Genomic DNA, 12609 nt, shown 5'->3' with positions numbered 1-12609 from the left:
TCTAATTCCCGTGCCATCTGCACCCCATTGCCTACACTGAAAACAGACATCTATAGGAGATGCTGTCATGTCAGAGCGTAGAAAATATTCCCGCGTGATGTATCGTGCTCCCGCGATACTCAAACAGGATGGTCGTGAATGGCACGCACACGTACTCGATTTATCCCTAAAAGGCGTGCTACTCAGTTTGCCCAACAATTGGGAATCTGACCCTGAGCGTAAAGAGTTCGACTTGGTCTTTTTTCTCCATGATTCAGAGATAGAATTAGACATGGAGTGCATTCTCGTGAACAACTGCGCGAATTACTTACATCTTTATATCGATCACATTGACATTGATAGTGCCAGTCATTTAAAAAGGCTCGTTGAACTTAACGTCGGCAACGATGAACTTCTCCATCGCGAGCTCGCACAACTGACTGACCACATGGCGGAGCCACAAGCTTAGTGTCCGCGCGGTCATGGACGGTATTAGATGCAGGCCAGCAGTAGCCAGTCATGACAGATCACATTCATATCGCCGTCACGCACCCTAATGGCGTGAAGCACTTTACCCTCTGCCCCACTCGTAAAAAGGTGGTGCAGACGCTTGCGCTTGTGTTGCTCGCACTGCTCACCGTCACCTTTGCCAGCTTGTACTTTCTCTCTGCACGCTCAACAGAGGCCGAAGCAGCCGTGGAACGTTTGCGGGATGAACGGGCTGCGCTAAATGCGGAATTAGCGGTCCTGCAACAAAAACGGGATGAGTTAACCGCAACCATTGAAAATAAAGACGTTGAGCTTACTGCGCTCACGCAACGCGTGGTGACCGTCGAAGATATGCTGGGGTTAAACTCGGTCGCTAAAGACGCCTCACTCACTCACCGTTTAGACGTCGCGGCCATTAACTCTGCAGTGCGGTACACCATGTTGCAGCTCATTCCCAACGGCAAGCCGATTGAAAGTTATCGGCGCTCATCCGGATTTGGTTCACGCACACATCCAGTCACCGGCAAAGCCAAATTTCATATGGGATTAGATTTGACCGCAGACAAGGGCACGCCTGTTTATGCACCTGCAGATGGCGTGGTGGAATACGTACGCCCGAGTCGCAAAAAAGGCTATGGCAACTTTGTCAAAATCGACCATGCTTTCGGCTTTATGACCTTGTACGCACACCTCGATAAGTTCAATGTGCGCAGTGGTCAGTTCGTGAAAAAAGGCGATCTGATTGCTTGGTCCGGCAACACTGGCTTATCGACAGGTCCTCACCTGCACTATGAAGTCCGTTTTTTGGGACGTGCGCTGGACCCGCGCCGCTTTATTAAATGGAGCGCTGAGAACTTTGATACCTTGCTGGAAAAAGAAAAACGTGTGGGTTGGGGCCATTTAGTTTCGGTAGTAGAAAACTTGGTAGAAACTCAGGTTCAGGTCGCCAATATGCCCGACCCCGAGCCACCGCTAAGTACCGCGCAACAGCGCGAGGCGGATTTAGACGTGACGCCTACCAACGTCTCGATGTAGTCACTCAACAAAGCTCACAGAGATCGACTCCCGGGCAGCAAGACACGTGAGCTTTGTTGTTTATCACTGCGGTTAGAGGTCTTCCAACACATCCAACGCATCAGACAGCTTGCTTACCCCAAAGACTTGCATGCCCTCAAGCGGCTGCTTTGGCATATTCGCTTTCGGGACGACCGCTTTTTTAAAGCCGTGTTTCGCCGCTTCCATCAAGCGCTCTTGACCACTCGGCACAGGGCGAATTTCACCGGCCAAGCCAACTTCACCAAAGACCACCAAATCGCGGGGTAAAGGTCGGTCGCGAAAGCTTGAGATCAGTGCCAACAACAAGGCGAGATCGGCACTGGTTTCGGTCACTTTGACGCCCCCCACCACATTGACGAACACGTCTTGATCCGACATTTGCAGCCCGCCATGCTTGTGCAACACCGCCAACAATAACGCCAGTCGGTTTTGTTCTAAGCCCACAGCGACACGACGAGGATTGGCTAACTGCGAATAGTCGACCAGCGCTTGTAGCTCTACCAACAAAGGCCGTGTCCCTTCCCATACCACCATTACCGAGCTTCCCGACGTCTGCTCCTCGCCACGCGAAAGAAAAATCGCCGAAGGGTTGCTGACTTCTTTCAGCCCTTGCCCGGTCATCGCAAATACACCCAATTCATTTACCGCCCCAAAGCGGTTCTTGTGGCTGCGTAAGGTTCTAAAGCGACTATCACTTGAACCATCGAGTAGAATCGAACAGTCAATGCAGTGCTCGAGCACTTTCGGGCCGGCCAAGGTGCCGTCTTTGGTCACATGGCCGACCATAAATATCGCCACATTGTGCTGTTTCGCGTAGCGCGTTAAAGCGGCGGCTGACTCTCTCACTTGAGAAACGCTACCCGGTGCCGATTGCACATCACCAACATGCATCACTTGAATGGAGTCGATGACCATGATTTTAGGTTGCTCTTTCTTAGCAACCTGACAAATGGTTTCTACACTGGTTTCGGACAATAGCTTGAGTTTATCTTTGGGAAGCCCAAGTCGGTCAGCACGCATCGCAACCTGTTGGAGTGACTCTTCACCGGTGATGTATAACGTCGGTAAGTGCTGCGCCAAACCCACCATGGTTTGTAATAGCAAAGTACTTTTACCGGCGCCCGGGTTGCCCCCAATCAAAATGGCCGCGCCAGGCACAATCCCACCACCTAGGACACGGTCTAGCTCTTTAAAACCACTGCTCAGGCGTGGCACTTCTTGCAAGTCAATCTCTTGCAACGTCTGTACTTTACCTTCAGCACTCCCCGCGTAGCCGGCATATTTTTCGTTGCGCGCGACTTGAGGGGACGCGGCAAGGCGTACTTCTGTGATGGTATTCCACGCACCGCACGCTGAGCATTGCCCTTGCCAGCGGGGAAAATCAGCGCCACAGTCATTGCACACGTAGGCCCGTTTTGTTTTTGCCATTCGCACTCCAATACGTATGATGTCAGCTAATTCACAAAATGATTGCTATCTTATTAATTATTCCCAAACTTTTTTGATAGCGTGCCGCTACAAAAGCAGGCCAATACTTTAACAGACTTTGCCATGAAGCAGGATGATTACCAGGGACTGATTGAGCAACTGCTTCCTCTTTCCCAAACCCCAAAATTTGAGGTGCTGCTCGACAAGCTAACGGCTAACGAGCCGAACTCTGCCAAGCTGCTGATCAAAATGGAGATCAGGCGGCTGATGGCGCCGTGCAATCGCACCATTGATTTGCGTGGAAAAGTCGATGGCGAATGTCACGAATATGACTTGCATGGCAAGAAACATTGGTTGGACGACGTCGCCATTAACTATTACTACGAGCGCTTGCCACTTTATAATGGACAACTGACCCAAGGGTTATGGGAAGATCTACACAACACCCCAAATAACTTTCGCGTCCAACACGAGAAAGCCAAGCAGAACCAGCAAAAAGGGCAAGGCCCTGTCACCGATAGTGCCCAAACGGCGTTATTACCCGAGAAGCTGACCTTTGGCAGCTATCTGTCACGCAGCGAAAGTCGCATTCACTATGCTACGCAAGTCTTGATCACCTTGCAGTCGGGTCAGGAAGTTCACGGGACCACCAGCGACTTATCAAACTCAGGCTGCCGCGTGCGCGTCCCCGCCGCCTTTGACTACCCGCCAAGCTCAGAAGTCACTGTCCGGTTTGCGGCGTTAGCAAAGAAGTATCTCGACCCTGATCTTGAAGATGGCTTGAGCTACCGCATTATTGGTGTGGACCAAAACAATGATAGTACGAGCAATGCTTGGTTACGCCTGCGTCTTGATACCAGCAGTGACGCCATCAAACGGGCATTGGAGTCAGAGATGGCATCGCCAGACTTTCGCGGTAAACAAGATGGGGAAGATAAACTGCTGACCCTCAAGCTGCAAAGCTATGAGCAGTCTTTTTTGCATCACACCAGCGTACTGCCGCTCTATTTTTCGCAAGATAAAATGGCGTACGTGCTTAAAACGCGGCAAAACCACAGCCTTTGGGATTACTGGCATGATGAACGCAACCAGCCTGTGATCAATCACCTTTTCGACCCACAACGCCTTTCATTATTACAAGTCGAAGGGGCGGCCAATAGCCAGCTACTGCTTTACTGTTTTTATGTTGAAAAAAATAAACGTCGCTTTTTCTACTCAGCCTCCCCCAGTGAGATGAGTGTGGAAGAGCGCCAGCTGTTTTGGAAATTAGGGGCTAAGCGGGCATCTTGGCGGGCATTTAAAGTGACCATGTCAGCCATCACGGCTGCCGATATCGAACGACTGCAGGATGTATCGCCAGACTGGCTCAACAAATTGAAGACATTGACGCACGTGGCGCTGGTACAGGATGTAACACATCATGATGCGCAGCAGGCCTACTTAAGTCACCCCAAACCCGAACGCTCAAGCCAAGCACTGCGCCGCTTTTTACATGAGCGTAACCCTGTGAGCCAAGCCAGCTTAATTTCCTCCGATATGCAGCCGCAGCGCCGTGAGCCACGTTATCAATACCGCTCTAAGGTCTCTTTAGTGCATGCTGAACAGGGGTTTATGGAAGGCGCGCTGTTGGATTTTTCCTCGGGTGGACTGAATGTCGCACTCAAGCAGCCCTTTCAAGGGGCAAAAGACGATCTGATCTCTGTCTCTCTCGATGCCTTTGTGAAGATAGACCGCCGCGCGCCTTTGGTAGATATGCCTTATCAGGTTATCCGAGTCAGCCCTAAACGCAATAATATCCAGCTAAAGCTGGTCAACGAAGCCCCGAATACTCGCCGACGCCAATACTTACGCCGTTTGATTGAGCACAACCAAGAAAAACTCACCGTGTTGGATGAGATCTTACCCGATCCGCCACTGGTGCGAGCCATGCACCAACTATTGCTGACCCGGCTCACCGTACAGCCTTACTTTATACGCCGAGACAATGGCGTACTCTCGGTATCCGCGGTCGGCATTAACCTACCACCGAGCCGGTTGCACCGATTACTGGAGCGCGCAGGTGGAGGGCGGCAGATTTCCTTCTACCCCTTGTTTGGCGACAAAATTCATACGCGCACGCATGAGGTTTCTCGTCCCTCTCAACCGCAAAAAGAACTGATCCGCGAATACTATGTCTGGATGGACATGCAAGATGAAGTCGTACGCAGAGTGCATACCTTCGCGGATAGCGAGTTTGAGTCCGACGATGCCCGCCGCAAGTTTATTGAGCTGGCTCAGCGCGGTGGTCTATTTGCCGTACTGCGCAACCGCATGGCGCCGCTTGCTCATGCGGAACAAGAAATCAATCCCGAAAAACTCGCGGCATTGTTAAAACGCGATACCCACAAAGCGCGCCAGCTCGAGGATGAGTTTGCCGCACTGTGCGCGTATGGCGAGCTGGTCGATGTCACCGATGAGGTGCTGATGCGCCTTGGCTGTTAGCGGGTCTGCCAACTGATACGTCCCTCGCGCAAGCTTGCCGACAGGATACAAAGCACACCGCCTAGCCAAGCGTGTTTCACCGCCGCTTGCGCTTGGGCGTTGACCATCGGCTTGGCATGGTAGGCAACACCAAGCCCGGCGGCGTTCATCATGGGTAAGTCGTTGGCACCATCCCCGACCGCAAGGGTATTTTCTGCTGCAATATCATATTGTTGTGCCAGCATCGTCAGCACGTCTGCCTTTCGCTGGGCATCGACCACCTGCCCTTCCACTTCTCCCGTCAGCTTTCCGTGCGCTATCGAGAGTTGGTTGGACTCGGCATAATCTAGTGACAGCGTGTCTTTAAGGTGATCAGAAAAATAGGTAAAGCCACCAGAGGCAATTGCCACCTTCCAGCCATGCGCACGCAAACTGGCGACTAAACGCGCCATATCCGGCATCAACGGCAACGTGGATTTCACTGACGCTAGGATTTGGCTGTCCGCGCCTCTCAGCGCGACAACACGCTCGCGTAAACTGGCTTCAAAGTCTAGCTCACCCAGCATGGCACGTTCTGTCACCGCGGAGACCGCATCCCCGACCCCCGCTAACGCAGCTATTTCATCAATACATTCGATTTGAATCGCGGTTGAATCCATATCAAACACCGCAAGACCCGGCTGACTGAGATCTGGCAACCCGTGCACGTCCGCACAATCCAAGCCAAGCAAATGGATAATGGTTTGATGCGCATCGGTTAATGGCCCTGCCATTAATAAGACTTCATAAGGCCCTACCCGCCAGCCATCAATCGGTGTCACCGCTTCGCCGGTAAAAAAACCAATATCATCAAGCTGGCGCGGGTCTAACAGCTCACCAAAGAGCACCCATCCACCTTGACGTCGGGTATAGCGACTGTAGGTCGACAACGATGGGAAACGTTGATAAAGCGTTGGGGTGCGGTAAATTTTAAAGGGCGTCGCGTCCATGGTTGTAGGCGTCCTTGCGGCCAAAGCCGTCGATTGAATAGTGAATGAATCGTATTGAGGCTGTGATACCATAAAACCAGCACTGAGCTCCAGTGCAATTTATTCTGGCGGTTTAGCTTTTGAGGTGGCTATGTTTACGGTTTCGCGACAAGCACTGCGACGCGTGGTGAAATGGGGGATCTTGTTCAGTGCGATCGCTGCAATTGCGGCGTTGATGCTTTACAGCACGACATTAAGCCAGCGCCAATATCAAGCTCTCTACCAACAAACGGATGAACTGGCACAACTGATGACCCGTCAGATTGGCGCACAAGCCTACGACGCCTTGGTGGATAAGAACTATCAGCCATTACAAACTATGGCCGACGCCTTGGTCAAAGAGCCTCTGATCCGCGATGCGAGTTTCTACCGCCTAAACGGTCAGGCCGTGGTGCACTCGGCTAATGCCCTGCCACTCGAAACGGCGGTTGGATTGACCACGCCGCTTGGGTTAGAGAGCCGCGGCCGTCAGCAACTCATGGCTCCCATTAGCCGAGAGGGCGATGTAGCAGGCTTTCTCCGCCTCACGCTAGAACATCAGGCGGTCACAGAAAAAGCCCATCACCAATTGCAAGAAAACATGAATCAGTTTCGTACGCTGTTAGTGCTCGCGATTCTGTTGGGGGCATTGCTGGTTGGCATGCTTAAGCGTCGCGACGGCCAAACTCCATTACTTCCTTGGTAATCCAACTCAGATACACACGAGGGCGCCTCAAACCTCACCCATAAAAAAAAGATGGCCTAAGCCATCTCTTTCATGGGTTAATCCCCGTCATCCTTACAGGAAGGATTGTCCATAGTCCATCGGCGACGTGCCAAAGTAAGTCGCCAGCGATTGGCCGATATCGGCAAAGGTTTCACGGCGACCTAATGATCCCGCAGGTACCTTGCTGCCATAAACCAGAGCAGGAATGTGCTCACGGGTATGGTCAGTGCCCGGCCAAGTCGGATCACAGCCGTGGTCGGCAGTGAGGATCAAGACATCATCTTCTTCCAGCATGGCCATGATTTCTGGCAAACGCGCATCGAAGTATTCCAAGGCCGCAGCGTAACCAGCCACATTACGGCGATGACCATATGCAGAGTCAAAATCAACAAAGTTGGTAAAGACTAAGCTGTTATCACCCGCATCTTTGATCGCGTCTTTGGTCGCGTCAAACAGCGCTTCAAGGCCTGTCGCTTTGATCTTTTTGGTGATCCCGCAATGGGCGTAGATGTCAGCAATCTTACCAATCGAAATCACGTCACCGCCTTTCTCGTCCACGATTTTTTGCAATACCGTGGCCGATGGTGGCTCAACTGACAAATCACGACGGTTACCCGTACGCTCAAATTGGCCTTTGCCTGGGCCCACAAATGGACGCGCAATCACACGACCAATGTTGTAGTCTTCCAGCTCTTCACGCACGATTTGGCACAGCTCGTACAGATTATCGAGGCCATAGGTTTCCTCGTGACATGCGATTTGGAACACAGAATCTGCAGAGGTGTAGAAAATCGGCTTACCGGTTTTCATGTGCTCTTCGCCCAAATCGTCCAGCACTTGAGTGCCTGACGCATGACAGTTACCCAAATAGCCCGGCAGCTTGGCACGCTCGACAATACGATCCAGCAGCGCTTGCGGGAAGCTATTGGTCTGATCAGTGAAGTAACCCCAATCAAATAGTACGGGTACACCGGCAATTTCCCAGTGACCAGACGGGGTGTCTTTGCCAGATGACAACTCTTTCGCGTGCGCATAGGCACCGATGATCTCTGCGTTGGCATCTAGCCCTTCAGGGAAGTAACCCGATGATTCTTCACATGCCTTACCTAGACCTAATTTGGTGAGGTTTGGCAATGAAAGTGGGCCGCTGCGGTCGGCATTATCCGCTTCGCCTTTGGCACACGCTTGAGCAATGTGGCCCAAGGTATTAGCACCTTGGTCACCGAATTTAACTGCGTCTTCAGTGGCACCAATACCAAATGAATCTAAAACTAATACTATTGCGCGTTTCATGATCGCCTCCGTTAGACGTCTTCTAGGCTGATGCGACGGTAAACGTCTGGCGTCGCACTTGGCGCCGTATCAGCCACTTTTACTGCGGCTCGCACCGCATTCGCCGCTTGTTGCCATTGCTCTTCAGTTTGAGCATGGAGCATGGCGAGCGGTGTTTGCCCGTCCACGTGTTGCCCCAGACGAATCATTTCGTTCAGCCCAACGGCATAATCAATTTTATCGCTAGCAACCCGACGGCCGCCACCTATTTCTACCATAGCCATGCCCAATGCTCGGGTATCCATGGCACTGACTATACCTGAATCCGTCGCGTAGACTGGCTTAATGATAGCGGCGGTAGAAAGATAGCGCTCCGGCGACTCAACAAAGTCACGCGGACCACCCAGTCCAGCCACCATTTTGGCAAAGCACTCAGCCGCACGGCCACTGTCTAGTGCTTCATCCAGTTTCTGTTTTGCGCCGTTCACATCGTCTGCAAGCCCGCTAATCACCAGCATATCCGCACACAGTGCCATAGTGACATTGTACAAGCGTGGATTGCGGTATCGACCGGTCAGAAAATCAACCGCTTCTTTAACTTCCAGCGCATTGCCGGCAGAGGATGCCAATACTTGGTTCATGTCGGTTAACAAAGCGCTCGTTTTCGTACCAGCGCCATTGGCAACCGCCACAATCGATTTGGCAAGCGCCTCGGAATCTTCATACGTGGGCATAAATGCCCCCGACCCCACTTTGACATCCATCACCAATGCATCTAACCCTGCCGCCAGTTTTTTCGACAAGATAGAAGCGGTGATCAGAGAAATGTTGTCTACGGTTGCCGTGACATCGCGGGTCGCATAAACGCGTTTGTCCGCAGGCGCCAAAGACCCGGTTTGACCGATAATCGCAACGCCGGCATCGCGAGTAACATCACCAAACACTTGGTTACTCGGCATAATGTTATAGCCGGGAATCGATTCCAGTTTATCTAGCGTTCCCCCCGTGTGTCCTAAACCTCGGCCGGAAATCATGGGAACATAACCGCCACATGCTGCTACCATAGGGCCAAGCATTAATGAGGTCACATCACCGACACCACCGGTCGAATGTTTATCCACCACTGGACCATCAAAATTCATATGTGACCAATCGATGGTCATTCCCGAGTCGCGCATTGCACATGTCAGAGCAACACGCTCATCCATGGTCATGTCGTTGAAGTAAATCGCCATCGCAAAGGCGGCAATTTGCCCCTCTGAGACCGACTCGTCGGCCACCCCTTGGATAAAGGTATAAATTTCTTCTTTGCTTAACGCGATGTTGTCACGTTTCTTACGAATAATTTCCTGAGGTAAGATCATCCATCCTCCTTACCGGCAAGACAGGACAAGCAGTCACTTGCCCTGCGAATCTCATCACTAAGGATTAGTAGCCGCCTTGCGCTGCTTTTTCACCTTCACCCAGCGTATGTAATAAGTTCGCTAACAAGCTTGAGGCGCCAAAGCGATAGTGACGGCTGTCTGCCCAGGTCTCGCCCAAGATACGATCCGCCATCGCGAGGTATTGCTGCGCATCCTCAGCAGTGCGTACGCCACCGGCTGGCTTAAAGCCCACTTTATCCGCGACACCTTTGTCTTTAATCACGTTCAGCATAATTTCTGCCGCTTCTGGCGTAGCATTCACCGCCACTTTACCGGTCGAGGTTTTGATAAAGTCAGCGCCCGCATCAATTGAGATTTCAGACGCACGCTTGATAAGCGCGTCTGTTTTCAGTTCACCGCTTTCGATGATGACTTTTAGCAGCGCTTGATCGCCACAGGCAGCTTTGCATTGTTTGACCAATTCAAAACCGATCTCTTCGTTACCCGCCATCAATGCACGATAGGGGAAAACAACGTCAACTTCATCGGCGCCATAGGCAACGGCCGCCTTGGTTTCAGCCACGGCAATATCGATATCATCATTGCCGTGAGGGAAGTTAGTAACGGTGGCGATGCGCACCTCAGGGGTGCCTTGCTCACGCAGCGCTTTTTTTGCCACCGGAATGAAACGTGGATAGATGCAGATCGCAGCCGTGTTACCAACTGGTGATTTCGCGTTCTGACACAAAGCGATCACTTTTTCATCCGTGTCATCATCATTCAGTGTGGTTAGATCCATTAATTTCAGTGCGCGTAGGGCTGCGGTTTGTAATTCGTTCATGGGTATCTCCAGTCCTCATTCTTTTGCCAAACAGTTATGGGTTGGCCACTGTGTAAACAACCTATTAGCAGGTTGCCGTTCAGCGGACTTGGCTCCTTGAAGTTTGAGGCTGGACATCTCGCCGCCTTCAACCAACCATCCTTGTTGCCGCGTGCAAACGTGATGTGTTTGCGTATTCCGCCGTTGGACGTTCTAGATTGGGGCTAGCCACACCTTGTTGCTAACCATAAGAGGAAAATAAGGGATTGTGGCACCCTCAAACTATGACGGTGTTCACTTATTTTACCAACGCCATCCAAGCAAAACTAGATTTTACCGTTTCTGTTGAAATACACACTGTTGCCCACCAGCACCAATCGCAAAGATGGAGAATATTTAGCCGGTTAAGAAAAGAAACGCTCCACCACCCACTGGTAACCAACGCCTCCCAAATAGACACCGACAATCCCCATTATTCCTGATAACACCGGTGGCGCGGGGATAGGGAGTTTAATCGCACTGAATAACACCCCGACCAAAAAACCTGCCACAAGTGCCAGTAAGACTTCCTGCATAGTGTTTCCTTATTTTGTTGATAGATATCGCACTAACTAAGTATGGCCACCAAAAATAAAAACGCCACACAGTCTCCTGCGTGGCGTTTTTGATGACACATGGTTAGGGGAAATTAACCCATCATGGTCAAGGTTAGGAACAGACCAGCAATAGTTGCAGACATCAGGTTAGATAGCGTACCTGCCGCAACGGCTTTCATACCAAAGCGTGCAATGTCTGGACGACGGTTTGGCGCAAGGCCACCCAGACCACCCAGCAGGATGGCTACCGATGACAAGTTTGCAAAGCCACACAATGCGAATGAAATGATCGCTTGTGTTTTCTCTGTCATCAGTGCACCTGTTTGCGCGACTAACTGACCGTTTTCACCTAGGTACTGGGTGAAGTTCAAGTAAGCGACGAATTCGTTCACAACCAGTTTCTGACCGATGAAAGAGCCGGCAACGATGGCTTCTTCCCATGGCACACCAATCAAGAAGGCAAGTGGAGCGAAGACATAACCTAGGATTAGCTCAAGCGTGATGTCTGGATAACCGAACCAGCCACCGATGCCGCCTAGCATGCCGTTAATCAGTGCAATCAAGCCGATGAATGCCAGTAGCATCGCGCCCACGTTTAGCGCCAGTTGCATACCTGATGATGCACCCGCTGCGGCCGCGTCAATCACGTTCGCTGGCTTATCAACACCTTCAGCAGTTGCATCTGCCATTTGCTCGACAGGCTCTTCCGTTTCAGGCTTGATGATTTTCGCAAACAGAAGACCACCCGGTGCCGCCATAAAGGATGCCGCGATGAGGTACTCAAGTGGCACACCCATTGATGCATAACCGGCCAGTACACCACCAGCAACAGAGGCAAGACCACCACACATGACGGCGAACAGCTCAGATTGAGTCATACGCGGTACGAATGGACGAATCACCAATGGCGCTTCAGTTTGACCCACAAAGATGTTAGCGGTTGCTGACATAGACTCGGCACGTGATGTACCTAGTGCTTTTTGTAGGCCACCACCCAGTACGTTGATCACAACCTGCATGATACCTAGGTAGTAAAGTACGCTGATCAGTGATGAGAAGAAGACGATGACAGGCAGAACTTTCAGCGCGAAGACGAAACCGCCACCGCCGAACAATTCAAACATTTTGCCAGAAACCAGCCCACCGAAGATAAAGCTGATCCCTTCATCGCCATAGGCGATGACGTTGGCAACGTATTGTGATGCACCGTACAAGATGTCACGACCCACGTCGACATACAGTACGAAGGCACCGAAAAAGAGTTGGATAGCGAATGCGCCACCCACGGTACGGAGGTTAATCGCTTTGCGGTTATCGGAGAGAAGGACTGCAATCCCCAGCAGCACCATCATCCCTACCACGCTCATCAGCAGGCTCATAGTTTTGGCATCCTCAAAAATAAAAATTGGCG

The 12609-nt window shown here is 51.5% G+C and carries 11 protein-coding genes; 4 read left to right on the top strand and 7 right to left on the bottom strand.

All coding sequences use genetic code 11. From position 1 onward, the window contains the following. Positions 1–67: 67 nt before the first annotated feature. Positions 68–448, top strand: coding sequence for a PilZ domain-containing protein (locus BZG82_RS11315; protein WP_069589174.1), 381 nt, complete (start codon positions 68–70; stop codon positions 446–448). A gap of 50 nt (positions 449–498) precedes the next feature. Continuing rightward, positions 499–1503, top strand: coding sequence for a peptidoglycan DD-metalloendopeptidase family protein (locus BZG82_RS11310; RefSeq protein ID WP_069589171.1), 1005 nt, complete (start codon positions 499–501; stop codon positions 1501–1503). Positions 1504–1575: 72 nt separating this feature from the next. Here the strand turns inward: BZG82_RS11310 and radA are convergent, their stop codons facing one another. Beyond that, positions 1576–2952 (bottom strand): DNA repair protein RadA, encoded by a 1377-nt coding sequence (gene radA / locus BZG82_RS11305; RefSeq protein WP_069589170.1) that lies wholly within the window; start codon positions 2950–2952, stop codon positions 1576–1578. 123 nt (positions 2953–3075) lie between these two features. On the opposite strand from radA, the gene BZG82_RS11300 reads away from it, so the two are divergent. Then, positions 3076–5433 (top strand): PilZ domain-containing protein, encoded by a 2358-nt coding sequence (locus tag BZG82_RS11300; protein ID WP_077765872.1) that lies wholly within the window; start codon positions 3076–3078, stop codon positions 5431–5433. On the opposite strand, the gene serB is transcribed toward BZG82_RS11300, so the two are convergent. Then, positions 5430–6401, bottom strand: coding sequence for a phosphoserine phosphatase (gene serB, locus BZG82_RS11295; RefSeq protein WP_077765871.1), 972 nt, complete (start codon positions 6399–6401; stop codon positions 5430–5432). The two genes, BZG82_RS11300 and serB, sit on opposite strands and share 4 nt — an antisense overlap. 130 nt (positions 6402–6531) lie before the next feature. Between serB and BZG82_RS11290 the strand changes: the two genes are divergently transcribed. Further along, positions 6532–7125, top strand: a complete 594-nt coding sequence (locus BZG82_RS11290; protein ID WP_077479904.1) for an AhpA/YtjB family protein — start codon at positions 6532–6534, stop codon at positions 7123–7125. A gap of 93 nt (positions 7126–7218) precedes the next feature. On the opposite strand, the gene BZG82_RS11285 is transcribed toward BZG82_RS11290, so the two are convergent. The 5 genes from BZG82_RS11285 to BZG82_RS11265 form a co-directional block, all read right to left on the bottom strand. Then, positions 7219–8439 (bottom strand): phosphopentomutase, encoded by a 1221-nt coding sequence (locus BZG82_RS11285; RefSeq protein ID WP_077663308.1) that lies wholly within the window; start codon positions 8437–8439, stop codon positions 7219–7221. An 11-nt stretch (positions 8440–8450) separates the two neighbouring features. Beyond that, positions 8451–9782, bottom strand: coding sequence for a thymidine phosphorylase (gene deoA, locus BZG82_RS11280; RefSeq protein WP_077765870.1), 1332 nt, complete (start codon positions 9780–9782; stop codon positions 8451–8453). A 64-nt stretch (positions 9783–9846) separates the two neighbouring features. Beyond that, positions 9847–10623 (bottom strand): deoxyribose-phosphate aldolase, encoded by a 777-nt coding sequence (gene deoC / locus BZG82_RS11275; protein ID WP_077765869.1) that lies wholly within the window; start codon positions 10621–10623, stop codon positions 9847–9849. 383 nt (positions 10624–11006) lie between these two features. Beyond that, the gene (locus BZG82_RS11270) at positions 11007–11177 is read right to left on the bottom strand and encodes a XapX domain-containing protein (protein WP_069589159.1); all 171 of its coding nucleotides are present in this window, start codon (positions 11175–11177) and stop codon (positions 11007–11009) included. A 113-nt stretch (positions 11178–11290) separates the two neighbouring features. After that, positions 11291–12577: a NupC/NupG family nucleoside CNT transporter gene (locus tag BZG82_RS11265; RefSeq protein ID WP_077479901.1), complete on the bottom strand. Its 1287-nt coding sequence runs from the start codon at positions 12575–12577 to the stop codon at positions 11291–11293. Between the last annotated feature and the right edge of the window lie 32 nt (positions 12578–12609).

This window comes from Salinivibrio sp. PR5 (assembly GCF_001996085.1).
Classification (GTDB): Bacteria; Pseudomonadota; Gammaproteobacteria; order Enterobacterales; family Vibrionaceae; genus Salinivibrio; species Salinivibrio proteolyticus.
The sequence above is the reverse complement of the archived record's forward strand: the minus strand, read 5'-3'. Positions and strand labels throughout refer to the sequence as shown.

What these genes read in the sequence shown, in the direction of transcription:
- BZG82_RS11285 (WP_077663308.1), bottom strand. Translation starts at nt 8,439, where the DNA reads ATGAAACGCGCAATAGTATTAGTTTTAGATTCATTTGGTATTGGTGCC.
- BZG82_RS11300 (WP_077765872.1), top strand. Translation starts at nt 3,076, where the DNA reads ATGAAGCAGGATGATTACCAGGGACTGATTGAGCAACTGCTTCCTCTT.
- serB (WP_077765871.1), bottom strand. Translation starts at nt 6,401, where the DNA reads ATGGACGCGACGCCCTTTAAAATTTACCGCACCCCAACGCTTTATCAA.
- BZG82_RS11270 (WP_069589159.1), bottom strand. Translation starts at nt 11,177, where the DNA reads ATGCAGGAAGTCTTACTGGCACTTGTGGCAGGTTTTTTGGTCGGGGTG.
- BZG82_RS11265 (WP_077479901.1), bottom strand. Translation starts at nt 12,577, where the DNA reads ATGAGCCTGCTGATGAGCGTGGTAGGGATGATGGTGCTGCTGGGGATT.
- deoA (WP_077765870.1), bottom strand. Translation starts at nt 9,782, where the DNA reads ATGATCTTACCTCAGGAAATTATTCGTAAGAAACGTGACAACATCGCG.
- BZG82_RS11315 (WP_069589174.1), top strand. Translation starts at nt 68, where the DNA reads ATGTCAGAGCGTAGAAAATATTCCCGCGTGATGTATCGTGCTCCCGCG.
- BZG82_RS11310 (WP_069589171.1), top strand. Translation starts at nt 499, where the DNA reads ATGACAGATCACATTCATATCGCCGTCACGCACCCTAATGGCGTGAAG.
- deoC (WP_077765869.1), bottom strand. Translation starts at nt 10,623, where the DNA reads ATGAACGAATTACAAACCGCAGCCCTACGCGCACTGAAATTAATGGAT.
- BZG82_RS11290 (WP_077479904.1), top strand. Translation starts at nt 6,532, where the DNA reads ATGTTTACGGTTTCGCGACAAGCACTGCGACGCGTGGTGAAATGGGGG.
- radA (WP_069589170.1), bottom strand. Translation starts at nt 2,952, where the DNA reads ATGGCAAAAACAAAACGGGCCTACGTGTGCAATGACTGTGGCGCTGAT.